Origin of the sequence: Niabella drilacis (assembly GCF_900101395.1) — a bacterium.
In the GTDB taxonomy this organism is placed as follows: Bacteria; Bacteroidota; Bacteroidia; order Chitinophagales; family Chitinophagaceae; genus Niabella; species Niabella drilacis.
This window is the reverse complement of record NZ_FMZO01000010.1, coordinates 27,872-52,228: the sequence shown is the minus strand read 5'-3', so window position 1 is coordinate 52,228 and position 24,357 is coordinate 27,872. Positions and strand designations below refer to the sequence as shown.

Below are 24,357 nucleotides of genomic sequence, written 5' to 3'. Positions count from 1 at the left end.
TCTTTGCGAGAAATAAATATGGCAGACGAAATAAAACAAGAACCACCTGCAAACTTTAAGGTAACCATCGATAATGTTACCCTGGACGTGCCGCCCGGTACTACCATTTTGCAGGCTGCAAGATTAATAGGAGGAGATGTTACCCCTCCGGCCATGTGCTTTTATACACCCCTGAAAGGAAGCGGTGGTAAATGCCGTACCTGCCTGGTTGAGGTAAGCAAGGGATCGGAAAAGGATCCGCGTCCTATGCCCAAGCTGGTAGCCAGTTGCCGCACCACCGTTATGGACGGCATGGAGGTAAAAAGCATCACCAGCGAACGGGTCATCAATGCGCGGAACAGTGTGGTGGAGTTTTTACTGATCAACCACCCCCTGGATTGCCCGGTTTGCGACCAGGCCGGGGAATGCCATTTGCAGGACCTGAGTTATGAGCATGGTAAGGCCGGAACCCGTTATGAATTTAAAAGACGCACATTCAAAAAGCATAACCTGGGTAAATACATCCAGCTGCACATGACGCGTTGCATCCTGTGCTACCGTTGTGTATTTACCGCCGATCAGCTGACGAATAAACGGCAGCACGGGGTGCTTGACCGGGGCGATCATGCAGAGATTGCCACCTATATCGAAAAATCGCTGGATAATCAATTTATCGGTAATGTGATCGACGTTTGCCCGGTAGGTGCATTAACCGATAAGACCTTCCGCTTTAAGAACCGGGTATGGTTTACCAAACCGGTAGATGCGCACCGCGATTGTCCCAATTGCTGTGGCAAGGTAACACTGTGGGAGCGGGGAAACGAGGTATTGCGGGTAACGGCGCGGAAAGACCAGTGGGGAGAGATACTGCCTGCGGAAGATGGCAAGACCGGCTGGATCTGCAATGAATGCCGCTTTGAAAAGAAAGATATCAATGACTGGGTAATAGAAGGACCCATGAAGGTAGCCCGGCATTCCGTTATCGGTGCCAACCACTACGAAGTGCTGGACCGTCCAAAAGAAACGATCAGTGCGGTAATGGGAGGAAGAGCACCCAAACTGCTCATGGATATCCACAGCATCAGCGAGGTGAATGATCCCGGGGTAGATCTTAGCAAGATACCGGGGCCGGCAACCGGGGCCGTGTTCAACCGGGAAAAAGTAATAGAAGAAAAGAAAGATTAACAAGCTATATTATTATAACATGTACTTACTGGCTATTGATTGGATTTTTATTATTGAGAAACTGGTGCTGATCGCGGCCATTGTTACCCTTTCAATGGTTGTGGCCATGTATGCTACGTATGGGGAACGGAAGGTAGCCGCTTTTATCCAGGACCGTATCGGTCCCAACAGGGCGGGGCCTTTCGGATTGCTGCAGCCATTGGCTGATGGAGGTAAGCTCTTTTTTAAAGAAGAGATCATTCCCCTGGCCTCATCCAAGTTCCTGTTTATCCTGGGCCCCTTACTGGCCATGGTAACGGCATTGCTCACCAGTGCCGTAATACCCTGGGGCAGTTCAATGAACATTGGTAGCCGCGTAGTGCCCTTACAGGTAGCGGATGTAAACATCGGCATCCTGTATGTATTTGGCGTGGTAAGTTTGGGTGTATATGGTATCATGCTGGGCGGATGGGCTTCCAACAACAAGTTTTCATTGCTGGCGGCCATCCGGGGTGCTTCACAGATGGTGTCGTACGAGCTGGCCATGGGGCTTTCGCTGATCGCTGTACTGATGCTGACCGGCTCCCTGCAGATGAGCGTTATCGTAGGCGAGCAGTACAATGCGGTATGGAATATTGTTTACCAGCCCATCGGGTTTATTATCTTTTTTATCTGCGCCCTGGCAGAAACAAACCGTACGCCGTTTGATTTACCCGAGGCGGAAAATGAACTGAACTTTGGATATCACCAGGAGTATTCCAGCATGAAACTGGGATTTTACCTGTTTGCGGAATATATCAATATGTTTATAAGCGGCGTCATCATGGCAACCCTTTATTTTGGCGGCTATGACATTCCGTTTGTAAACGAAGCCAATTTAGCACAGCATATCGGGGAGAACTGGGTAGCATTGCTTACGTTCCTTACGCTGATGGCAAAGGCCCTGTTCTTTGTGTTCGTATTTATGTGGATCCGGTGGACGATCCCGCGTTTCCGGTTTGATCAGCTGATGCATCTTGGATGGAAACGGCTGATACCGCTGGCGTTACTTAATATGGTAATAACAGCCCTGGTGATCCTGTGGCTGAAGAAATGATGAAGAAAGCAGAGAGCAGATAATCGTAAGATGTGGATAGGAAATGATGGGTAGGAAATAGATGATGCCAGAAGTGCTGGCGTACAGGAGTGCGACGCAAGAATGCCGGGAGGTGTACGGCAGCCGGCACAAAAAAAATTAAAAGTAAAGCGCTTTATAAAGAAACATGAGTGTACAAATAACAAACAGGAGTAAACCCGTTGATCGAAGACCGATGAACTGGGTGGAACGTTTATACCTGGTAAATATTTTTAAGGGAATGGCCATTACATTAAAGCATTTCTTTAAAAAGAAAGTGACCATCAAATACCCGGAGGAAACGCGGCCGTTCAGCAAAGTGTTCCGGGGGCTGCACATCCTGAACCGGGATGAGGAGGGACGTGAAAAATGCACCGCCTGCGGGCTTTGCGCTGTGGCCTGTCCTGCTGAGGCCATCACCATGGAGGCTGCAGAACGCCAGGAAGGGGAAGAGCATCTGTATCGTGAGGAAAAATACGCTGCAAAATATGAGATCAATATGCTGCGTTGCATCTTTTGCGGTTATTGTGAGGAAGCCTGTCCCAAAGATGCGATCTATCTTTCGCAAACCTTTACACCGGCTAACTACCAGCGGAAAGGGTTTATCTATAAAAAGGATGATCTGCTGATCCCCAACCCGGTTACCGACCCGGAAGGCTACAAAAAAGCATTGGGTACCATCAGCAGGGAAAAAGAAGGTGTTTAAGGGTTAATTAAGAAACGAAATGAATATTACGCAATTATTATTCTGGGTATTAACGGTGATCGCCATAGGGAGCGCACTGATGATTGTGACCAGTAAAAATCCCGTATACAGTGTGCTGGGGCTGATCGTAACCTTTTTTGCTATTTCCGGTCACTATATTTTAATGAATGCGCAGTTCCTGGCTATTGTGAACATTATTGTTTATGCCGGCGCCATTATGGTATTGTTCCTTTTTGTGATCATGTTGATGAACCTGAGCAAGGCCACCGAAACCCTTAAGAACAAATGGCTGCAGATCGTAGGCGCCATTGCCGGCAGCTGCCTGTTCCTGGTATTGATCGCCGCTTTGAAAAATACGGAGGTGAAGCAAAACCTGGTGGAAATGGGAACCGGCGACATCGGGCTGGTGAAAAGCCTGGGGCGCGAGCTGTTCACCACTTTTGTGATCCCGTTCGAAATCAGCAGCGTGCTCTTCTTAAGCGCCATGATCGGCTCTGTGGTGATCGGTAAAAAAGAGTAATCCTGCTCATCCTCAAAAGAAGAAGGAGCATTGTACGGGAACCTGAAACTTAAAACTTGAAACTTTTTACATGCCAATAAATTACTACATCACCCTTGCGCTTTGCTTATTTGCCATTGGCGTGGTAGGGGTGTTAACACGGAGGAACGCCATTATTGTTTTTATGTGCGTTGAGTTAATGCTGAATTCTGTGAACCTGCTGCTGGTCGCTTTTTCAAAAATGCACCATATTGCCAAGGGGGCGGCCGCCACAGCGGGAACAGACGGGCAGTTGTTTGTATTCTTTATTATGGTGGTTGCCGCTGCAGAAGTGAGCGTGGGGCTGGCCATTATTGTGATGATGTACCGGAACGTACACTCCATAAATATTAATTTTTTAAACAGGCTGAAACATTAATTGCGCCGGCATTCTTTTTATTATGAATAATGTGTTAGATATCGTTTATTGGATCCCGCTGCTGCCATTGCTGGGTTGTATCATAAACGGGCTGGGAAGAAAAAGCTTATCAAAAGGGGCTATCGGGGTTATCGGAAGCGGCGTGATCCTGGCTTCTTTCGTACTGAGCCTGTGGGCCTTTTTCCAGGTTCGCGCGGGGAATGTGCACACTGCGGAGTACTTTCCATTTATCAATGTAGGAAACCTGAAGATCCCCTTTGCCTTCCAGATCGACCAGTTATCGGCTATCTGGCTGCTGGTTATTACCGGTGTGGGCTTCCTGATCCATGTGTATTCCACCTCTTATATGCACGATGAAAAGCCGGAGCATTTCGGAAGGTATTTTGCCTACCTGAATCTTTTTGTTTTTTCCATGCTGCTGCTGGTAATGGGCGCCAATTTTGTAATTATGTTCATTGGCTGGGAAGGGGTTGGTTTGTGCTCTTATCTGCTGATCGGTTTCTGGTTTAAGAAAAAGGAATACAGCAAAGCGGCTAACAAAGCCTTTATTATGAACCGGATCGGAGATCTGGCATTTTTGATCGCCTTGTTTATGCTTATCAACAAACTGGGCACCACAACGTTTAGTGAAATCTTTACAAGCGCTTCGCTGGCCAAATTATCCGGCCGGGAAATCACAGTAATTACATTGTTGCTGTTTGTGGGGGCTACGGGTAAAAGCGCCCAGATCCCGTTGTATACCTGGTTACCCGATGCGATGGCCGGTCCAACTCCGGTATCGGCCCTTATACACGCCGCTACCATGGTTACGGCAGGTATTTACATGATCGCAAGAGCCAACCTGCTGTTCTCTATGGCGCCTGCAACATTGAACGTAATTGCCATTATCGGCATTGCCACTGCCCTGCTGGCCGCTACGATAGCGCTGAAGCAGAATGATATTAAAAAGGTGCTGGCCTACTCTACGGTAAGCCAGCTGGGCTATATGTTCCTGGCCCTGGGGAGCGGCGCTTATGTGGCGGCCGTTTTCCATGTGATGACCCATGCCTTCTTTAAAGCCCTGCTCTTCCTGGGCAGCGGCAGCGTGATCCATGCCATGGGAGGAGAGCAGGATATGCGCAGGATGGGCGGATTGTCCAAATACATGAAAGTGACCAATATAACCTTCCTGCTGGGCTGTCTGGCCATTGCCGGCATTCCGGGCTTCTCCGGGTTTTTCTCAAAGGATGAGATCCTGGCAGGAGCCTTTGCCAAATCGCCGGTGCTGTATGCGCTGGGGCTGCTGGGAGCGTTGTTGACCGCCTTTTATATGTTCCGTTTGTATGCCACCACCTTTAAGGGCAACTTCCGGGGCACACAGGAGCAGGAGCATCACCTGCATGAAAGTCCTGCAGCAATTACGGTACCGCTCATCGTTCTGGCGATCCTTTCGGTTGTGGGGGGATTTGTGGGAGTGCCGGGGTTCATCGCACAGGGGGCGCACGCCTTATCGGATTTCCTTAAGCCCGTCTTCAAAGACTCCTATGCCCTGCTCCCTGCTCACGAAGTGTCGCACAGCATGGAATGGACCCTTGCCGGAGTTTCTTCCCTGCTGGTGATCGTTGTGGTGGTTATAGCCTGGAGCCGGTTCGCAAAAAAACCGGACCTGCAGCCTGCAACCGGTTTGGGAAAAGTGCTCGAGAACAAATGGTATGTCGATGAACTGTATGATACGATAATCGTAAGACCACTCAATGCCCTGGGCTCATTTTTAAGTAATGTGGTGGACCGGAAAGTAGTGGATGGAGTGGTGAACGGTGTGGGGCGACTGGTAAGTTATGGCGGCCGTCAGCTGCGCTGGCTGCAAAGCGGGCAAACCGGCTCTTATATTTTGATGATGGTGTTGGGGATGGTATTGATCTTTATTGTGCAGTTCTTTTTAAGAAAATAATAATTACCGGATTGCAAAAGAAAATTGAGGTCCGGAATCTGAATACTGAAAATCTGAATACTGAAATATGATCGCATTGTTGTTGATACTGGTGCCTTTAGTGAGTGGGTTGGCTACCTTTTTGATAAAAAAGGAGGAGCAGGTGAGAACCTGGTCGTTACTGGCAGCCATCATCACATTTATTATTGCCATCCTCGGTGTAGCGGTCTACACTGCTCCCGGTGGCTGGACATTCCGGGCCGAATGGATGGGATTGCTGAACAGCAGTTTTTCCTTAAAAGGGGATGGGATGGGCATCATGCTGTGTATGCTGACAGCCCTGGCTTACCCCGTTATTTTCCTCTCCACCTGGACCACGGCTTACCGGAAGGTACATAATTTTTTTGGGCTGATGCTGTTGACCCAGGCTGGTCTTATGGGGGTGTTCCTGGCAATGGATGCCCTGCTTTTTTATTTTTTCTGGGAGCTGGCGCTCATTCCCATTTATTTTATCTGCTCGCAGTGGGGTGGGGAAAGGCGGATTGCCGTTACGTTTAAATTCTTTATCTATACTTTTATCGGCTCCTTATTGATGCTGGTGGGTATTCTTTATATATATTCCCGTACTCCCGGGCACTCCTTTGATATCTCGGCTTTTTACCAGGCAGGTCTTTCTGCTAAAGAACAGTCCTGGCTGTTCTGGCTGTTTTTTGTGGCGTTTGCGGTAAAAATGCCCGTATTCCCATTTCATACCTGGCAGCCGGATGCTTATCAGCAATCACCAACGGCAGCCACAATGGTGCTAAGCGCGCTGATGGTAAAAATGGGGGTATTGGGACTGCTGCGCTGGCTGCTGCCTGTGTTCCCGATTGCGGCTTATATGAATGGGGATACGATTTCCCTGCTGGCCGTTACGGGCATTATCTATGCCTCCCTGATCGCCATGCGGCAGGATGATATGAAGCGGCTGGTAGCCTATTCCTCTATAGCACATATAGGGTTGATGTGTGCCGCCGTTTTTGCGGAAGACAAAAGTGCCATGGAGGGCACTATGATACAGATGTTCTCCCACGGGATCAATATCCTTGGCATGTGGATCGTGGTAGAGATCATTGAACGTAAATTCGGAACAGTAAAGATCTCTGCGCTGGGGGGAATTGCACAAAAAGCACCGGCGCTCACCTTCTTTTTTGTGATCATTGCCTTTGCCAATATTGCACTGCCACTCACCAATGCCTTTATCGGGGAATTCCTGATGTTCAAAGGTATTCTGGGCTCAAAGGTTTCGCAGAACGGGGTACTGATCATGGCTACAGCAGGACTCGGAATTATCCTGGGGGCTGTATATACCCTGCGTATGGGACGTAAAGTGTTTTTTGGCGAAACCAATGCACTCACCGAAAAGGGTACTGACATTGTTTTTCATGAGAAAGCGATACTGGCAATTATTGTGGGGGCCATCTTAATTGTAGGAATCTATCCCCAGCCGTTCTTAAATACATTCGATCAGATCAGTCAATCCATTTTAAAAAATTCAGATGTGCTTCCGATGTTGATGAAGCAGAAGCATTAAGAGAAACAATATGAACGCAGTATTATTATCAGGTTTGTTAGGTGTGGTGATGATGTTCGCCAGCTTTTTGTTCAGGACAAAGGCCCCGGTGCGGATACTGGCTATTTTAGGTACGGTAGTGTTGCTGGTTGCCAATATCATGGAAACAAAAGGCGTCCATTTTTTTCATATGGATACAGCCGCTTTTCTTTCCTTTAGCAACTATGCACTATTCTTTAATACGATCGCCATTGCCGGCACGCTGGTCTTTTTTCTGGTGTCCTCAAAAGACATGCAGCGGGTGGGCAATCATTATGCAGAGTATTTTGCCCTGATCTTTTTTATCCTTACCGGTATATTCCTGGTAACGGCGTTTACGAACCTGCTGATCCTGTTTATTGGTATTGAGATCATTTCTATTCCCCTGTACATCCTCACCGGTTCTGCAAAAAAAGACCTGAAAAGCAATGAAGCAGCGCTCAAATACTTTTTGATGGGTGCTTTTTCAACCGGCATCATGCTGATGGGAATTGCGTTGATCTATGGGGCAACGGGCACGTTCGAGATCGGTAAAATGAACATGACCGCATTAATGAAGTCGAACCTGCTAACGGGTGGAATGCTGATGTTGTTGTTCTCCATGTGCTTTAAAGTGTCTGTAGCGCCCTTTCATTTCTGGACGCCCGATGTATATGATGGCGCACCTAACGTATTTACCTCCTTTATGGCCACCATTGTTAAGGTGGGTATTTTTGTCGGGTTCCTTCATTTGTTTTACAGCGCCTTTGAGCCGCTGTCCCTCCAATGGAAATTGTGGATGGCCATCTTAGCGGCTCTAACCCTGCTGGTAGGGAATATTACGGCGGTATTTCAGCAAAGTGTAAAGCGGATGCTGGCTTATTCCAGCATTTCCCAGGCCGGCTTTATGATGTTTGCCCTGGTGGCCATGAATGAAACGGCTCATGAGGGTTTGCTGCTGTATTCGATCGCTTATTCCCTGGCAACCATCGGTATATTCGGGGTTATCAGCAAAATGTCAGACTATTCTTTCGACGGCTTCAACGGCCTTGCCAACCATCAGCCGCTGGTAGCATTATGTGTCACCATCTTTATGTTGTCCCTGGCCGGTATACCGCTTTCTGCGGGTTTCCTGGCCAAATTTTACATGTTAAAGGCGGTGATCCAGGGAGGAGGATATATGTGGCTGGTCATACTGGGGGTGCTCATGGCTGCAGTAAGCGCCTACTACTACTTCAGGGTGATCCAGGCCATGTACTTTAAAGAGGGGCCCAGTCATTTTTCGGGTATCAGCACCTTTGAAAAATATGTGTTGGTGGGCATCTGCGTACTGATCGTTTTTACCGGGCTGTTTCCCAATGTGATCTTTAGCTGGCTGTATTTTTAGGGTAAGTTGAAAATATGGGAACGAGCTCTCAGGTCGGGTGAACAAATTGATCCACGGATGCGTGAGGACAAGCACCGTGGCAGAAGAGATACGGTTCCTGTTCAATGATCTTATCAGTTAGGAATGTCAGGAAACGGGATAGAAACGCCAACATCAAGCATCAAACGCGATCCAACCTGGAACGTTAAACCTAAAACCTGAAACATCCCTTATTCCTGTAACTTAGCAGTGTGAAATTTACAGATACGTTGCTGCTGTCGTTCCGGACCGTCAAAAGTAACAAGCTCCGGACCGGGCTTACCGTTACCATTATTGCCTTTGGTATTATGGCATTGGTGGGTATCATCACGGCAATAAAGGCCATGAACCAGAAGTTTTCCGAGAGCTTTTCCTCCATGGGCGCCAACGGTTTTACCATCCGGTTTAAGGAGCGGAATATCAATTTTGGAGGGGGAAGGGGGGATGATCTTGCGGTTTCCAAAAAAGGGAAAAAGGAAAAACAATCCAACCTGAACAAGCCCATTACCCGGGAGCAGGCCGAGTATTTCATCAGCCATTTCCGGTTTCCCGGTGCCGTATCGGGCATCTCTGTGTTTGGCGGCAGAAGCAATATCCTTTCTTTTAATGATAAGAAAACGAGTCCCAATGTAGTGCTCCTGGCCGGTGATGAAAATTACCTGGATCTGAACGCCTATAAATTATTATATGGCCGCAATTTTACTGCAGGGGAGGTAAGCGGGGCGCAAAACCTCTGTATCCTGGGGTTTGATGTTGCCAAAAGTTTTTTTGGAGAGGCGATGGACCGGGGTATCAATACCACGGTGCGCATCAATAACCTGCCCTACCGGGTATTGGGCATCCTGGAAGGCAAGGGATCTACCTTTGGCTTTAGCCGGGATAATATGGTGGTAACGGGGTACCAGAACTGGGCGCGTAATTTTGGAAACCCGGCCACTTCCTATGTAATTGCCGTAAAAGTTGCGGCGCTCAAACAGCTGGATGCCGCTGTCGGCGAAGCCGAGAGCTTTTTCCGGTCGGTACGGAAGAACAGTATTACCGAGGCCAGCAACTTTGCAATAGATAAGAGCGACAGCGCCGTGCAAACGGCTATGAATGTATTGCGTTATATCCGGTGGGCCGCGATTGTGATCGGCGTTATTACGTTGTTGGGGGCGGCCATCGGGCTGATGAACATCATGCTGGTTTCAGTATCGGAACGGACAAAAGAAGTAGGTCTGGTAAAGGCATTAGGAGGAAAGAAGCGATCCGTAAAGACCCAGTTCCTGCTGGAAGCTATTATTATCAGTGTCCTGGGCGCCCTGCTGGGGATCCTGCTGGGAATTGTTATCGGGAACCTGTTTTCACTGGTGCTGCATACCGGGTTTGTGGTTCCCTGGGACTGGGTTGTATATGGAATTGTCATTTGCACAATTGTCGGACTGGCCGCGGGGATTTATCCGGCTGTAAAAGCGGGAAGATTGAATCCCATAGAGGCGTTGCGCTATGAATAAAAAAAACAATCATGAGGCTATTTTATTGAATGTCGTAAAAGCAATGACGGCTTTAAATAAAATTGTGTCAACATTTTTTTGTTTTTTTTGATGAATTGTGAAAAAAGATTAACTTCAAACGATTAAAAAAAAATAATGACGAAAAACCTTGTTGTTTGATTTTTTTTGTTAGAATTGTACACTCAAATAAACTTGTTCAATATTTAAAAAACTAAAAAACTAAGATCATGGCTGAGACAAATCAAGCGAAGCCCGTAACGGCTACTACTTCTGTTCAACCTAAAAAAAGCAGTAATTTGATTTCGTGGGTAGCGCCCATTTTGTGTATTGTTGCCGGGTATTGCATATGGCGTTTTGTAATTGGTGCTGACAGTGGGTTTGCACAGCCAGACAGTGCAGGTGGATTTTGGCCTAACCACAAGGGCCCCAAAGGAGCGTTCCACCGTATTTATGAAGGTGGTATCATCGTACCGTTGCTGATCGGTATGTTGTTAATGGTAATCGTGTTTGCAATTGAAAGGTTCCTGACCATTGCCAAAGCGCTGGGTAAAGGAAACAACAGCAATTTCATCCGTAAAGTACAGTATCACCTGGCCAATAAAAATGTAGATGCAGCATTGGCAGAGTGCGACAAACAAAAAGGTTCTGTAGGTAATGTAATGAAAGCAGGTCTGCGTCGTTACAAAGAAATGGTTAGTGAAACCGGTTTGGAAACCGAGCAAAAGATCGCTGCTATTCAAAAAGAGGTGGAAGAAGCAACAGCGCTGGAACTTCCGATGCTTCAGAAGAACCTGGTGTTCTTATCAACCATTGTATCTACCGGTACGCTGATCGCGTTATTAGGTACGGTAATGGGGATGATCAAATCCTTCTCTAACCTGGGTGAAGGCGGCGGCGGTAACGCATCCGAACTGGCGATTGGTATCTCTGAGGCCCTGTATAACACAGCACTGGGTATCGGTACATCGGCCCTGGCCCTCATTATCTATAACATGCTTACTACCCGTATTGACAGCATTACGCATGGTATCGACGAATCTGGTTTTACCCTGACTCAATCCTTTGCCTCCCTGTATAAATAATTGATACAGGAGCAAAGATTTTTATGGAATAAAGCAGATTTTTCGTCTTATATCAAAATAGCGTCAATAATGGCAAAAGCAAAAATACAAAAGAAGTCAACAGATACGGATATGACACCCTTCGTGGATGTGGCATTCCTGATCCTGTCCTTCTTTATCATGGCTACAAAATTCAAACCGTCTGAGCCGGTTCCCATCGATACGCCGAACTCTGTAGCATCCCAGGTAATGCCTGATAACAATGCTGTTATGATGAGTATTGATAAGGATAACAAGGTGTATTTTTCGGTGATGTCCAAGTCTGATCTTCAAAAAGGCAAGGATATCATAAAAGAAGCCGCAAAAAGGTCGGGGATCGAGCTTACCGATGCGGATCTGAAAAGTTACCAGGATGGGGAAATGATCGGGATGCCTTTTACTAAAATAAAAGGGTTCCTGGCACTTCCCCCGGCAGAGCGGGCAAAAATTCCACAGGATGGTATCCCCGTTAAAGATTCAGCTACCAGCGAGCTGGTAAACTGGATCGGGGCTGCGAAATACGTTTTCTCCGGAGAATCGCTGAAATATTTGGTAAAGGGAGATAATACTTCCAAATACCCGACTTTCGGCGCTATTATCGATGCGATGAAGCGTAATGATGAGCAGAAATACAACCTGGTGACTATGCCGCAGGATGCGCCTCCCGGAACAGACCTGTATCAGGATCGGTTGAGGGGCAGCAAATAAATTCTATAACCAGTAAAAAGAAAAAAATATGGCAAGTTTAGATACTGGCGGCGATGAAGGGAAGAAAGGCCCGGGGGTCAAGAAGGCCAAGAAACTGAACACCCGGGTAGATATGACGCCAATGGTGGACCTTGGATTCCTGCTGATTACCTTCTTTATTTTTACGGCTACAATGAGTAATCCTACAACAATGGATCTGAACATGCCGAAGGATACGGATAAGAAGGAAGAGGAAACCAAGATCAAACAATCGGGTTCTTTGTCGGTGATCCTGGCCAAGGACAATAAGGTTTTTTATTATGAAGGTGATCTGGATCCTACCGGTTCAAATTTTAAAAGTGCAACTTACAAGGATATCCGGAATGAGATCATCCGTAAAAAAAGAGAAGTAGTTTCCCGTTATACACCGGATCCCGCTTGCGAAAACGAGGCCCGGGCAAAGGGAAAATCTATTGACGATTGTAAGCAAAAGGACTTTTTTGTGGTGATTAAACCCACGGATGACGCTACATACAAAAATGTGGTAGATATGCTGGATGAAATGACCATCAATAAAGTTTCCCGTTATGCATTGGTAAAACCTTTCGATTCGGAGTTGGACGCAGTTCGTTTGTCTGGCGGAGCTGGCGGTCCGGCTGCCCCGGCAGCAACGCCTCCGGCCAAATAAAAGTTCCTTATGGAAATTTTGGAAAAATGCATCATATTAAAAAAGTAATTTAAATAATGGAAGCCAATAAAATTTTATCCTCCGATTTTCTGGATATCGTGTTTGAAGGGCGGAACAAAGAATACGGGGCATATGAGCTTCGCCGCACCTACAATAAACGTGTCTGGAAAGCCCTGGGTATAACAGTTATAGCCGCTGTGGTTATTGCTGGTCTGGTGGTTCTGAAAAGCCAGATGAAATCCACGGTTAAGGAAAAAGTAAAAATGGAGGAAGTAACCATCCAGGAAATTAAGCAAGAGGAAAAGAAGGATGAGCCGCCACCGCCGCCGCCGCCGCCGCCTCCCAAGCAGGAGCCACCTCCCAAAATTGAAACCAAGGCATTTACCCCTCCCAAGATCGTAAAAGATGAGGAAGTAAAAGAACCACCTCCCGTACAGGAAGAATTAAAGGAAACCAAGATCGGAACAATTAACCAGGAGGGGGTAAAAGACATCGGTATCGTTGTACCCCCGGCAGGAGTTGACGGTGGTAAAGGGATCGTGGAGACCAAGCCGGTAGAAAAAGAACCCGAGATCTTCACCAAGGTAGAAAAGGACGCAGAATACAATGGTAACTGGCCAAGATACCTGGAAACCAACCTCCGGGGTGAGGTTCCGGTTGAAAATGGCGCATCATCCGGCAGCTACCAGGTAATTGTACAGTTCGTTGTGGATGTACAGGGTAACGTGAGTGATGTAAAGGTAATTAAGGACCCCGGATTTGGAATGGGGGCAGAAGCTGTCCGTGTAATAAAAAGATCTGGTAAATGGAAACCCGCTATCCAGAACGGTCGCGAGGTAAAAGCTTACCGGAAGCAGCCGATCACTTTCATGGTATCGGATAACTAAGAAAATCGGTACAGATTATATGTGATTTTAAAGTGGCTGTCTCAAAAGGGCAGCCATTTTTGCTGTTATGCACATATGTCGATAAAAAAAGAGATGCCAGGGCATCCCTTTCCACCTATAATGTACGTTATAGGTGTACATGTGTACATCAAAGATAGTCTTTAAGACGTATAATCAGCGCCAGGCGATGTTACTTCCGCCGGATTTAGAAGAGCTGATCGATAAAAATCATCCTGTAAGGGTGATCAATGCGGTACTGGACCACCTGGATATTGATGCCATCAGTGCAAAGTATAAAGGAGGTGGCACGTCCAGCTATCATCCACGCTTGTTGCTCAAAGTGTTGGTATATGCCTATATCTGCAATGAGTACAGCAGTCGCAGGATCGAGCAACTTCTAAAAAGGGATATTCAGTTTATGTGGCTGGCAGGGATGGCCACTCCAGATCACAATACCATAAATCGCTTCCGTTCCGAGAAGCTCAAAGATGTTCTCAAGGATGTGTTTACCCAGGTGGTAAAACTGTTGGTTGACAGTGGCCATATAGGCTTAAAGGATATCAATGTAGATGGTACCAAGGTAGAAGCTAACGCCAATCGCTATACATTTGTGTGGGGTGGTGCGATCAAAACCAATAAAGAAAAGATGGCCGGGCAACTGGAGCAACTCTGGGATTATGCGGAGTCTATTGCTGCCGAAGAGCTGAAAGATAAACGTCCGCAGGCCTTTAGCCCCACGGATCCCCAGGCCGTGCAGCAGACCATTGATCAGCTCAACGAGGTCCTTAAAGACAAAGCTGTTGACAAGAAAGTAAAACAAAAGCTGAACTACGCCCGCAAAAACTGGCCGGCTAATACCGCTAAATATAATGAGCAAGAAAAAATACTGGCTGGTCGCAACAGTTATAGCAAAACAGATCCGGATGCTACCTTTATGCGGATGAAGGAAGATCATATGAAAAACGGTCAGCTCAAGCCCGGCTACAATGTACAGATATCCAGTGAAAATCAATTTGTTCTCAATTACACACTACACCCCAACCCAACCGACACTCTTACGCTGCCGGCGCACATTGAAGACTTTGAGCAGCAGCTGGAGCACACACCCGATACCCTTACTGCAGATGCCGGTTACGGTTCGCAGCAGAACTATGAACTCCTGGAGGCCGCAGGCATCGAGGCGTATGTGAAATACAACTATTTTGACAAGGAACAGCAAGGTCGTCGCAGTCCTTTTGCAGCCGATCAATTACATTATAATGAAGCTGAAGATTATATCGTGTGCCCAATGGGGCAGCATATGCAAAATGCCGGTAGCTTCAAAAGCAAGACCAGTGCCGGTTATGAACAAACGATCACCAACTATCAGGCGTCCAACTGTAACGGCTGCCCTTTACGGGGAATGTGTCATAAACAAAAGGGCAATCGCATCATCGAAGTCAATCACCGCTTAAGAAAACTCAAACAGCAAGCAGCGGAAAGACTCCGTAGTGAAGCAGGGATCCAAAAGCGCAAGAAACGATGTGCGGATGTAGAGCCTGTTTTTGCTAACATTAAACACAACAAAGGCTTCCGCCGGTTTATGTTGCGTAGTAAAGCTAAAGTCACGATTGAAATCGGGTTAATCGCAATGGCTCACAACCTTCAGAAGTTCACAAAAGCCTCCCAAACAAAGAAAAATATCAGCATTGCAGCATAAAGCAGAGCAATCTCGTTTTTATATATAAAAATATAATTATATAAAATACTCCTACTTCCTGCTTCCCTCCAAAAATGAAAAAACCGTCCCAATTACTTTTGAGACGGCCTCTTTTTTTTTTAGTGGTATAATTGTTGAGGTGATTTTTAATATTTTTTCTACAGTTCTTTATTGTTCATTATAAAAGCAAAACAGGATGGCAAAGAAAAAAAAAGCGGAGGCAAAAAAGAAAGCTTCCTCCCGCGTTGTTAAAAAAGAAGCCGGCAAGAAAATGAACGTAAAAAAAGCGGAGGCAAAAAAGAAAAAGTCCGCTTCAGAGAAGGAAGACCGGAAGCTGCAGAAAGAAGCGGTCCGTCAACTGAAACAACAAACCAAAGCACAGAAAAAAGCCCTTAAAAAAGAAAAAAAAGAAGCCTCCAAAGTAGTAAAACAGGCCTCTTCCCGCAAACCTGTGCAGGAGGCTCCTGTACTTAAGAGCATTTCCGGAAAGAATACGGCAAAGACAGGGGTTACAACAGCAGCAAAAAAGGCTGCCATAAAGAAACCTGCACCCAAAAAGACGGCTGCATCCAAGAAAGCAGCAGTAAAGAAGACGCCTGCCAAAAAGAATGCCCCAAGAAAAGCTGCTGCGCCAAAGACGGCTGTTAAAAAGGCTCCGGCTAAACGGGCCGCGGAAAAAGCAGGCCTCACCAGGGTGAAGCCATCAAAAAAAGCGCCGGTTAAACGATCTCCCAAACTACCCGTTAAACCGGGGGGAAAGAAACCGCTGCGGGATACTCCTGAAATAAAGATGCCCACATTGGATGAACCGATCATAGCGGCACCGGTAATGGAGCCCTCCGAATTAAGCGAAGTGGCAAATATTGACCAGCCAAAGGATAGGGCACCGGAACATAAAAGTCTGGTTATTGATCCCCCCGGTGAATATACAACCAGCAGCCCGGTTCCGGATCTGTTTAAGGATAAACCGCATGATCCGTTTCATGGTCCCACAGACCCGGTTTCGGCAAAAGGAACCAATACTCCCTTGCCCAGGAAACCATTAGGTGGCGCAAGAAAAAAATAGATCAGGTTTTCAGATCGGTGCGTTTATAATACCGGATGATCCCGTACAACATTAATAGGGCGTAGATGACAGCGGTGGCCAGGAGGCTCCAATCGGAAACAGTGCGGGTTTCCACCATGCCCGGTTTAAAGGGGTTGGGCACCAGGGAATCACTGCTTTCCAGTGGGAGAAAATAGCCCGCCTGGCCTTTTCGGAACGTAAGTGCCAGCCATAACAGGTTATCAATAACAAATACATATCCAAAATAAAGAACGATCGCCAGCCCGGTGCGTTTAACAAGTACGGCCACCAGGAGGGCTACCACCAGGTACAGGGTTGCCATAACAGCATAGTAACCCACATAGTAAACGTTCTCAAAAAAGGAGACAGAGGAAAGGTTGGGTGTGAACAGTAACCCGCAAACCAAACCGCACAGGAATACCATAAGGGTGGTAGTGACCACAAAAAAGATCAGCAGGGTTATTTTGGCCCTGATATAATCCATCCGGCTCCAGCCATCAATAATGTTCTGCCGGTGTGTTCTGTATTGCACTTCGTTTGTGATCAGCAGGATATAAAGCATACCAATAATGATAAAGAACATGCCGCCAAACCATGCTGCACCATGCCAGGTATTGGGAAACACGAAGGGGGAGCTGAACATCCGCTTTAGCATAGCGGCTTCAATACTTTTATCAGCCATCTGGTCAAACTGGCGCATGAACTGCTGCGCTGTCAGCAGGAACATTGACGGAAGAAAAATAAAAAAGGAGCCAAACAGGATCCAGAAAGTGCGGTAGTTCTTTATTTTCAGCCATTCTGTTTTAAAAAGTTGTAGCATATGAAGGAGTTATATGAATAAGGGGGGCAGGGTTTGATATAAAGCGGGGCATTTACTGGTCGCTGCTGGAACCGGTGATCTCCAGGAAGCGCGTCTCCAGGCTTTTCTTTTTTAGTGCCAGGTAGCTAAGTGTGATGCCTTTTTCAAAGCAATACCGGTTTACCAGCTGCGGGGTCATGTCTGCTGCACCGATAAGCTGAAGCATTGCCGGCCTGCTGATCACTTCTTTTACCTGCTGCAATCCGGTGATCGCGTCCCGCAACAGCTGGAGGTCTTCTGCAACGATTTCAATAACCCGCTCCTGCGCCGGCCCGTCATTATGCAGTACGTCGTTAACCGTACCGCTTGCTTTTACATTCCCTTTCTGGATGATAGTTACATGGGTACATACTTTTTCCACTTCGTCCAGTATATGACTGGCCATAATGATGGTTTTACCGGATGCGTGCAGTTGCCGGATCAGTTGCCGGATCTCTGCAATCCCGGCGGGATCCAGCCCGTTAGTTGGCTCATCCAGTACCAGTACCTGCGGATCGCCCAGCAGGGCAGATGCAATGGCAAGGCGCTGTTTCATCCCCAGGGAATAGGTACTGAAAGCAGATTGCCGGCGTTCAAACAGGTTTACAATCCTTAATACCCGGGAAATATCGGCAGTACTATGGCCCTTGATAGAGGCGGCTATTTCCAGGTTCCGTTCCGCGCTCAGGTAGGGATAAAAGTTGGGCGTTTCCAGCAGGGTGCCGATCCGTTTCCGCTGGTCTTCATTGCCACTTTGCCCGTTCCATAGATAGCTGCCGGAACTGGCTTCCAGTACATTCATGACAATACCCAGCAACGTGGTTTTCCCGCTGCCATTGGGCCCCAGGATACCATATACAGCCCCCGGGGGTACTGCAATGTTCACCTGGTTCAATGCCTGTACAGTGCCGTAATTTTTTGAAAGGTTGTTGGTAGATAATACATGCATCCTCGTTGGGTTTAACAGGTTCAAATGTATCACTAATTGATCCTGCACAAGAAATAAAATCGGCAAACTAACATCCGGTGGAGGTAAAAGCCGGGTGCAGCCTTCCGGAAGCGCCGGAGCAAACTGCTGAAACCGGGTACTGCCGGCCGTTGTATCCGCAGGGATAAAAAATAACCGGTATTATGAGGGCGCACAGGAGCCGCTTCTTCCGGGCTTTTTGTTTTTGAATGTTGCTTTTTTTCTCCTTACCTTCACAGTAGATAGTTGTTTATCTAACTAATTGTTGTTTGTATTGTATCTCAATGAAAAAAGTTGTTTGGTTTTGGAAAGCGAAGCCGGTCTTGTTTGAAATGACGATCACCCGGATCGCTGTTGCAGGCCATTGCAGCTCATAAATATCATAAATATGAAAAGGATCGTAAAGAAAGTTGCTGTTTTGGGAAGCGGGGTAATGGGATCGCGTATTGCCTGTCATTTTGCTGGGGCAGGCATCCCGGTTCTGTTGCTGGACATGGCCGCTGACGGACCCGACAGGAACAGGATCGTAAACGATGCCCTGGCTTCAGCCGTTAAAAGCAGCCCGTCGCCGGTATATACAAAAGACGTTGTGAAGAGGATCGCTACGGGCAACTTTGAGGACGACCTTAAAGAGGTGGCAACCTGCGACTGGGTGATAGAAGTGGTGGTGGAGCGGTTGGACATCAAACAACAGCTGTTTGAAAAGGTGGAACAATACCGGACTCCCGGAACACTTATCACCTCCAATACCTCGGGAATACCCATCCACCTGATGTGCCAGGGACGGAGTGAAGATTTCATAAAACATTTCTGTGGGACGCATTTTTTCAACCCCCCCCGTTACCTGCGGCTGCTGGAGATCATTCCAACACCGGGCACGGACCCGGCAGTTATTGATTTCCTGGTGGAGTTTGGCGATCATATCCTGGGAAAAACAACCGTGCTTTGCAAGGATACGCCGGCTTTTATTGCCAACCGGGTGGGCGTGTTCAGCATCATGGCGATCTTTTCACTGATGGACGAGCTGGGGTTGAGCATTGATGAGGTTGAGGCGCTGACGGGCCCTATGATCGGGAGGCCTAAATCTGCTACCTTCCGTACCGCAGATGTGGTGGGGATCGACACCCTGGCCAAAGTAGCAAAAGGTGTGTTTGAGAATTGCCCGGAGGATGAGGCGAAACAGCTGTTTGTGATCCCCGCATGGCTGGAGCGGATGGTTGCAAACAAATGGCTGGGTGATAAGACCGGCCAGGGCTTTTTTAAGAAGATAAAGAATGACAGGGGCGCGTCCGAGATCCTGGTGCTTGATCTGAAGACCTTTGAATATGGCCCCCGGATAAAGCCAAAGTTCGCAAGTCTTGAAGCGGCAAAGCTGATCGAAACATTACCTGCAAAACTGAAGATGCTGATGAGCGGTCAGGACAAGGCCGGGGAATTTTACCGTCAGTTTCATTACAACCTGTTTGCATATGTGAGCCACCGGATACCGGAGATCAGTGATGAACTATACCGTATTGATGATGCGATGAAGGCCGGCTTTGGCTGGGAGATCGGCCCCTTTGAAAGCTGGGATGCTGCAGGTGTAGCCAAAACCGTGGAAGCTATGAAGGCGGCGGGTTTCAGAGTAGCCGCCTGGGTGGAGGAAATGCTGGCTGCGGGTCATCATGCGTTCTATACTATCGAAAACGGGAAGCGCAAAGCCTATGACCCGGTTAGCAAGGCCTGCAAATTATTGCCCGGAAGCGATGCGTTCATTATTTTAAATAATTACGGGGATAAGACTGTATGGAAGAACAGCAGTTGCCGGTTGTATGATATTGGCAATGATGTGCTGGCCCTGCAATGGAATACAAAGATGGGGACCATCGGAGGAGATGTGCTCAGCGGTATCCAGACTTCTGTTGAAAAGGCCGAGAGCGGCTTCAAAGGCCTGGTGATTGCCAATGAGGGGGCTAATTTTTCGGCCGGGGCCAATGTGGGGCTGATCTTTATGCTGGCAGTAGAACAGGAGTACGATGAGCTGGATATGGCAGTGCGTCTCTTCCAGAATACATCTATGCGTGTACGTTATTCTTCCGTGCCTGTGGTCCTGGCCCCGCACGGCCTGGCTTTGGGCGGAGGGTGCGAGCTGAGCCTGCATGCCGATAAAGTATGCGCAGCAGCGGAAACCTATACCGGCCTGGTAGAAATGGGGGTGGGCCTTATTCCGGGCGGCGGCGGAACCAAGGAGTTTACATTACGGGCTGCGGATGAGGTGCAGCATGGGGAACCGGAAAATATCCCGCTGCAGAACAGATTCCTTACCATTGCCACCGCAAAAGTGAGCACTTCGGCCACCGAGGCGTTTGAATTGGGTATCTACCGTACAGGCCATGATGCAATGATCATTAACCAGGATCGCCGTATTGCGGAAGCAAAACGCAGTGTGATTGAATTATACGACAGTGGTTATGTGGCGCCGGTGCCCAGAACGGACATCAAGGTACTGGGCCGCAGTGCACTGGGGGCCCTGCTGGCCGGTATTAACGGGATGCAGAAAGGAAACTACGCCACAGACCATGATGCACTGGTAGCAAAAAAACTGGCCTATGTAATGTGTGGCGGGGATCTGAGCGCACCAACCCTGGTGTCTGAACAATACCTGCTGGACCTGGAACGGCAAAACTTCCTGTCGCTCTGCGGAGAGCGTAAAACACTGGAGCGGTTACAAAGTGTGATCAAGACCGGTAAGCCGGTGAGGAATTAAACCGGCAGATGGCATTTATTACAGGGCCGGCAGAGCGGCTTCTATCGGCCTCGTTGCCACGCTCGTTTCTGCTGCAGTATAATATAGCAGCAATACAAAAGGTCCTGTTATGAAAAATTAACTCAACCCCGAAAAAATCGTTGCGGGATACATTTATGAAGCGCATCTTTCTGCTGATATCTTTTGTGGCAACAGCGCACTGTATAAGTGCCCAGCGACTGGCCGTTAATCTTTCGGATCAAAACAACATCAACCCGCTTTATAAAAAAGACCTGCTGATCCGGACCCTGGATTCCTTTTTTACCTATGGCGGGGACGGGCAAAAATCCGGTAAATATTGGGACAAAAAAGATCTGAACTTTTTTGGTTATCCTTTTGATCTTACAACGTATGGCTACAACGGAAAGGGCGAAAGCTTTTTAAGGCCCGTGTTCCTGGGCGCGATCGATTTTATACCACGGCGGCAATACCTCGTTAAAATTGCTTTTTTACCTTTTGCCGATTCTTTAAAAGGAAATATGGGCCGCGTGGTGAATCTTATTGCAAACTATGACAAGGCAACGGATGGGTTTACTTTTGAGCGCTATACCAACTATTTTACAAGGGATTGGTACCAGCTGCAGGTGGGGAACATCCTTTTTTATAAAGAACTAAAGGCAACGTTTAGTATACAGCAGGCAAAAGCCTGTAACAGGTATAACGATAGCATCGCTGCTGTTTTTAAGGTGCCTCCCAAAAAGATTATTTACTATTCCTGCAAAGATCCTGTACAAATGTTTAACCTGATGGGCTATGATTTCCGGTATGAAATGTTTTTATCCCGCACAGGTGGCCGCGCAGAATGGGGCGGAGTAAAACCTCCCCTGAATCATTTTATCTATTCCGGTAATAACAAAGAATACTATCCGCATGAGATCGCGCATTTTTATATCGGAGAACTGTATACAACCAACGAGCCCTGCCGTATTGCCTATGAAGGTATTGCAACCTATATAGGCGGAACCGAACAAAAGCCCCTGAGAACCGTTGGCAGATCGCTTTATCAATACCTTCAGAAATACAGGAATGTGTCCGTCAGTCAATTATTATTTGAAGATGTTCGTACTGATGACGATGTGTCCCGGCTGTATGCTGCCGGCGGCATCCTGGCGGGGCTGATCTATGAAAAAAAGGGACTGGAAGGGTGGCGGCAATTCCTGGCCCTGCCCTGCAGCAAGATGGAGGAAGCATTGCCGTTGCTGCTGGGAACCCGTAAAACACTAAAGCAGGCAATTATTGATGAGGCAAAAAAAATAAGTGAAGGCAGGCGATAACAACAGGGGCCGGGGATCTGCAAAACAGGCGTTGCATCCCATTTCCTCCTAATTTTGTAGCAGCAGTTTACAAGCCGCTGCTGTAACGGTCATGCTTTCCAAACGTATCCTGTACTTCCGGCTGAAGATGTTGCTGATCCTTTGTGTGATCTGGATCCTGTTTGGGTTTCTTTTTTTGTTCAATATCCTGGAAATAGAAAAGCAGTTGCTGAGTGACCGGTCTCCGGCTATTTTCTGTTTTACATTTGCGGTCATGGGGCTGGTGATTGCCTCGGCGCTGACCTTCTATTTAAAGGCGGCCTTCCGGCAGTACCCGTTATGGCTGGCATTCCTGCTGAAACTGGCCCTGGCTTTTGGATTGTTTGTAGTGGTGGCTTTTTCCATGCTGGCCGCATACTTTGTTTTCAGTTATCATGGGAGCCTGTCGCAGTTTACCAACCGGTTTTTCGGGGATGTTTTTTTCACAAAAGGATTTTTGATCCTGATGGCGGATCTCGGGCTGCTGACCCTCCTTTCGCTGGTATTGCTGGAAGTGACGGATAAATACGGCCCCGGCGGATTCTGGAGTATGATGCGGGGCGAATACCACCGGCCCAGGAAGGAGCGCCGGATCTTTATTTTCCTGGATATTAATAATGCCACCACCATAGCAGAGAAGATCGGGCATGAGCAGTATTTTTTATTGCTGAGAGATTTTTTTTCGGATATTACCAATCCCGTGCTGGCCAATGGCGGGGAAATTTACCAGTATGTGGGCGATGAAGTGGTGCTTTCATGGAAGGAGTCGCCGGAAAACAAGATCTATGCATTGCGGTTTATCCGGCAGACCTTCTACATTCTAAAACGGAGGGAGCGATATTACACCCGGCAATATACCGTGGCCCCCACATTTAAAGCAGGGATCCACAGCGGGGAGGTAACATCAGGGTTGGTCGGCATTGTAAAAAAGGACCTTGTGTACAGCGGCGATACGCTCAATACTGCTGCGCGGCTTCGGGGAAAATGTCATGAGCTGCAGCAATCCTTTATCTTATCGGGGGGCTTTATGAATGATTTTCATCAACCCTTTTCCTATAAAATAACAGGGATCGGTGAAATGGAACTGAAGGGCAGGACAGAGAAGGAACAGCTTTTTTCACTGGAATTTGAGTGATCGTTCACAGCCTGTATTCCCCTATTTTTGTAGGAAACAAGTTTAGCCTGTACCCTGTTAGATATTTTTTATACTGCTGGCTTTTTGTAGCGTTATCTCATTTATGCGGAGCACAAACACCATTGAATACACCCCGTAAGGATACTGCAATCGCTATAGGGCCCAGGGCCGCTTGGGATAACAGGTGTGCTGACTCTCTTAGAGAAAAAGGCTGCCCGGATGAAGCGGGGGATACCGATAGTCTGGTCCAATACAAGCTGAATGGCGCTTTTTTTAAAAGCATTTTTTCGGATGCGGAATATGTGGTGACCCGGCCGGCGCACTGGCAGGGGCGCGATTTCCGGAACCTGGGTATTGTGATGGGAACAACCGGGGCGCTGCTGCTGGCCGATCGTGAGATCAAACGGATCGTTCAACGGAATCAGCATCCGGTTATAAACAGCGTAGCCAATATCGTAGAACCCTTCGGCAACCGCTACTCTCCCTACATTATGGCGGGGATGTATGTGGCCGGGGCCGCCATAAAGGACCCGGGGTTAAAAAATGCGGCGCTGCTTACTTTTAAATCCTATGCGATTTCCACCTCTTTATACCTGCTCACAAAATCAATGATCCGGCGGAACCGGCCGGCTTACACTAATAACAGTCTGGATTTTCACCCGCCGTTTTCCAGCGACCGCTATCATACCTCTTTCCCCTCCGGGCATACCTTAACGGTAATGACATTGGCCACAGCAGTTTCTGAGGCCTATGGCCAACAGCACCGGTGGATCCCCTGGGTGGCCTATAGTATTGCCGGGCTTACCGGTGTTTCCCGCATTTATCACAACCGGCACTGGTCCAGCGATGTTTGGATCGGCGCCAGCCTGGGTTATTTTGTTACCCGGTCCGTATTTAAAAATAACCGGGTGAAGAAACGCACGGGATTGCAGGTTGTGTGGCGATGATTTTTTAGC

At 47.7% G+C, this 24,357-nt stretch carries 21 protein-coding genes; 19 read left to right on the top strand and 2 right to left on the bottom strand.

Annotated features, from left to right (window positions below):
• Positions 1-18 precede the first annotated feature (18 nt).
• The 15 genes from BLS44_RS16960 to BLS44_RS16890 all read left to right on the top strand — a co-directional run bounded on the left by BLS44_RS16960 (position 19) and on the right by BLS44_RS16890 (position 16,384).
• Entirely contained in the window at positions 19-1,164 is a 1,146-nt protein-coding gene (locus BLS44_RS16960; protein ID WP_090391417.1) for an NADH-quinone oxidoreductase subunit G, read from the top strand.
• Between the two features lie 19 nt (positions 1,165-1,183).
• Positions 1,184-2,239 (top strand): NADH-quinone oxidoreductase subunit NuoH, encoded by a 1,056-nt coding sequence (gene nuoH, locus BLS44_RS16955; protein ID WP_176954458.1) that lies wholly within the window; start codon positions 1,184-1,186, stop codon positions 2,237-2,239.
• Between the two features lie 166 nt (positions 2,240-2,405).
• Positions 2,406-2,963, top strand: a complete 558-nt coding sequence (nuoI, locus tag BLS44_RS16950) for an NADH-quinone oxidoreductase subunit NuoI (protein ID WP_090391416.1) — start codon at positions 2,406-2,408, stop codon at positions 2,961-2,963.
• Between the two features lie 19 nt (positions 2,964-2,982).
• The gene (locus tag BLS44_RS16945; protein ID WP_090391415.1) at positions 2,983-3,483 is read left to right on the top strand and encodes an NADH-quinone oxidoreductase subunit J family protein; all 501 of its coding nucleotides are present in this window, start codon (positions 2,983-2,985) and stop codon (positions 3,481-3,483) included.
• Positions 3,484-3,553: 70 nt separating this feature from the next.
• Positions 3,554-3,880: an NADH-quinone oxidoreductase subunit NuoK gene (gene nuoK / locus BLS44_RS16940; RefSeq protein WP_090391414.1), complete on the top strand. Its 327-nt coding sequence runs from the start codon at positions 3,554-3,556 to the stop codon at positions 3,878-3,880.
• 22 nt (positions 3,881-3,902) lie between these two features.
• Positions 3,903-5,810, top strand: a complete 1,908-nt coding sequence (gene nuoL, locus BLS44_RS16935) for an NADH-quinone oxidoreductase subunit L (protein WP_176954457.1) — start codon at positions 3,903-3,905, stop codon at positions 5,808-5,810.
• A 67-nt stretch (positions 5,811-5,877) separates the two neighbouring features.
• Positions 5,878-7,362: a complex I subunit 4 family protein gene (locus tag BLS44_RS16930; protein WP_090391413.1), complete on the top strand. Its 1,485-nt coding sequence runs from the start codon at positions 5,878-5,880 to the stop codon at positions 7,360-7,362.
• Positions 7,363-7,372: 10 nt separating this feature from the next.
• Positions 7,373-8,746 carry an NADH-quinone oxidoreductase subunit N gene (locus tag BLS44_RS16925; RefSeq protein WP_176954456.1) on the top strand — a complete coding sequence of 458 codons (1,374 nt, stop codon included), beginning with the start codon at positions 7,373-7,375 and terminating at the stop codon, positions 8,744-8,746.
• 230 nt (positions 8,747-8,976) lie between these two features.
• On the top strand, positions 8,977-10,257 hold the full coding sequence (locus BLS44_RS16920; RefSeq protein ID WP_090391411.1) for an ABC transporter permease: 1,281 nt from the start codon (positions 8,977-8,979) through the stop codon (positions 10,255-10,257).
• 227 nt (positions 10,258-10,484) lie between these two features.
• Positions 10,485-11,339 (top strand): MotA/TolQ/ExbB proton channel family protein, encoded by an 855-nt coding sequence (locus BLS44_RS16915; protein ID WP_090391410.1) that lies wholly within the window; start codon positions 10,485-10,487, stop codon positions 11,337-11,339.
• Positions 11,340-11,408: 69 nt separating this feature from the next.
• A complete protein-coding gene (locus BLS44_RS16910) occupies positions 11,409-12,065 on the top strand; it encodes an ExbD/TolR family protein (RefSeq protein WP_090391409.1) in 657 nt (218 codons plus the stop codon).
• Positions 12,066-12,093: 28 nt separating this feature from the next.
• Positions 12,094-12,732 carry an ExbD/TolR family protein gene (locus tag BLS44_RS16905; protein ID WP_090391408.1) on the top strand — a complete coding sequence of 213 codons (639 nt, stop codon included), beginning with the start codon at positions 12,094-12,096 and terminating at the stop codon, positions 12,730-12,732.
• Positions 12,733-12,788: 56 nt separating this feature from the next.
• Positions 12,789-13,619, top strand: coding sequence for an energy transducer TonB (locus BLS44_RS16900; protein WP_090391407.1), 831 nt, complete (start codon positions 12,789-12,791; stop codon positions 13,617-13,619).
• A gap of 139 nt (positions 13,620-13,758) precedes the next feature.
• A complete protein-coding gene (locus tag BLS44_RS16895; RefSeq protein WP_090391406.1) occupies positions 13,759-15,318 on the top strand; it encodes an IS1182 family transposase in 1,560 nt (519 codons plus the stop codon).
• Between the two features lie 196 nt (positions 15,319-15,514).
• The gene (locus BLS44_RS16890) at positions 15,515-16,384 is read left to right on the top strand and encodes a hypothetical protein (RefSeq protein ID WP_090391405.1); all 870 of its coding nucleotides are present in this window, start codon (positions 15,515-15,517) and stop codon (positions 16,382-16,384) included.
• Between the two features lies 1 nt (position 16,385).
• On the opposite strand, the gene BLS44_RS16885 is transcribed toward BLS44_RS16890, so the two are convergent.
• Positions 16,386-17,204 carry an ABC transporter permease gene (locus tag BLS44_RS16885; RefSeq protein ID WP_090391404.1) on the bottom strand — a complete coding sequence of 273 codons (819 nt, stop codon included), beginning with the start codon at positions 17,202-17,204 and terminating at the stop codon, positions 16,386-16,388.
• A 52-nt stretch (positions 17,205-17,256) separates the two neighbouring features.
• The gene (locus tag BLS44_RS16880) at positions 17,257-18,171 is read right to left on the bottom strand and encodes an ABC transporter ATP-binding protein (RefSeq protein ID WP_090391403.1); all 915 of its coding nucleotides are present in this window, start codon (positions 18,169-18,171) and stop codon (positions 17,257-17,259) included.
• A 406-nt stretch (positions 18,172-18,577) separates the two neighbouring features.
• Here BLS44_RS16880 and BLS44_RS16875 point away from each other — a divergent pair, with 406 nt between their 5' ends.
• From BLS44_RS16875 to BLS44_RS16860, 4 genes are all read left to right on the top strand, one after another.
• On the top strand, positions 18,578-20,935 hold the full coding sequence (locus tag BLS44_RS16875; protein ID WP_090391556.1) for a 3-hydroxyacyl-CoA dehydrogenase/enoyl-CoA hydratase family protein: 2,358 nt from the start codon (positions 18,578-18,580) through the stop codon (positions 20,933-20,935).
• Positions 20,936-21,090: 155 nt separating this feature from the next.
• On the top strand, positions 21,091-22,248 hold the full coding sequence (locus BLS44_RS16870; protein WP_090391402.1) for a hypothetical protein: 1,158 nt from the start codon (positions 21,091-21,093) through the stop codon (positions 22,246-22,248).
• Positions 22,249-22,339: 91 nt separating this feature from the next.
• Positions 22,340-23,401 carry an adenylate/guanylate cyclase domain-containing protein gene (locus BLS44_RS16865; protein WP_090391401.1) on the top strand — a complete coding sequence of 354 codons (1,062 nt, stop codon included), beginning with the start codon at positions 22,340-22,342 and terminating at the stop codon, positions 23,399-23,401.
• Between the two features lie 122 nt (positions 23,402-23,523).
• Positions 23,524-24,348: a phosphatase PAP2 family protein gene (locus BLS44_RS16860; RefSeq protein ID WP_245729246.1), complete on the top strand. Its 825-nt coding sequence runs from the start codon at positions 23,524-23,526 to the stop codon at positions 24,346-24,348.
• The last annotated feature ends 9 nt before the right edge of the window (positions 24,349-24,357 follow it).

Bases quoted from the DNA above. Each gene is read 5' to 3' on its own strand.
- nuoL (WP_176954457.1), top strand. From the start codon at position 3,903: ATGAATAATGTGTTAGATATCGTTTATTGGATCCCGCTGCTGCCATTG.
- BLS44_RS16930 (WP_090391413.1), top strand. From the start codon at position 5,878: ATGATCGCATTGTTGTTGATACTGGTGCCTTTAGTGAGTGGGTTGGCT.
- BLS44_RS16945 (WP_090391415.1), top strand. From the start codon at position 2,983: ATGAATATTACGCAATTATTATTCTGGGTATTAACGGTGATCGCCATA.
- BLS44_RS16960 (WP_090391417.1), top strand. From the start codon at position 19: ATGGCAGACGAAATAAAACAAGAACCACCTGCAAACTTTAAGGTAACC.
- BLS44_RS16875 (WP_090391556.1), top strand. From the start codon at position 18,578: ATGAAAAGGATCGTAAAGAAAGTTGCTGTTTTGGGAAGCGGGGTAATG.
- BLS44_RS16880 (WP_090391403.1), bottom strand. From the start codon at position 18,171: ATGCATGTATTATCTACCAACAACCTTTCAAAAAATTACGGCACTGTA.
- nuoK (WP_090391414.1), top strand. From the start codon at position 3,554: ATGCCAATAAATTACTACATCACCCTTGCGCTTTGCTTATTTGCCATT.
- BLS44_RS16925 (WP_176954456.1), top strand. From the start codon at position 7,373: ATGAACGCAGTATTATTATCAGGTTTGTTAGGTGTGGTGATGATGTTC.
- BLS44_RS16865 (WP_090391401.1), top strand. From the start codon at position 22,340: ATGCTTTCCAAACGTATCCTGTACTTCCGGCTGAAGATGTTGCTGATC.
- nuoI (WP_090391416.1), top strand. From the start codon at position 2,406: ATGAGTGTACAAATAACAAACAGGAGTAAACCCGTTGATCGAAGACCG.
- BLS44_RS16915 (WP_090391410.1), top strand. From the start codon at position 10,485: ATGGCTGAGACAAATCAAGCGAAGCCCGTAACGGCTACTACTTCTGTT.
- BLS44_RS16905 (WP_090391408.1), top strand. From the start codon at position 12,094: ATGGCAAGTTTAGATACTGGCGGCGATGAAGGGAAGAAAGGCCCGGGG.
- BLS44_RS16910 (WP_090391409.1), top strand. From the start codon at position 11,409: ATGGCAAAAGCAAAAATACAAAAGAAGTCAACAGATACGGATATGACA.
- BLS44_RS16895 (WP_090391406.1), top strand. From the start codon at position 13,759: ATGTGTACATCAAAGATAGTCTTTAAGACGTATAATCAGCGCCAGGCG.
- BLS44_RS16870 (WP_090391402.1), top strand. From the start codon at position 21,091: ATGAAGCGCATCTTTCTGCTGATATCTTTTGTGGCAACAGCGCACTGT.
- BLS44_RS16890 (WP_090391405.1), top strand. From the start codon at position 15,515: ATGGCAAAGAAAAAAAAAGCGGAGGCAAAAAAGAAAGCTTCCTCCCGC.
- nuoH (WP_176954458.1), top strand. From the start codon at position 1,184: ATGTACTTACTGGCTATTGATTGGATTTTTATTATTGAGAAACTGGTG.
- BLS44_RS16885 (WP_090391404.1), bottom strand. From the start codon at position 17,204: ATGCTACAACTTTTTAAAACAGAATGGCTGAAAATAAAGAACTACCGC.
- BLS44_RS16900 (WP_090391407.1), top strand. From the start codon at position 12,789: ATGGAAGCCAATAAAATTTTATCCTCCGATTTTCTGGATATCGTGTTT.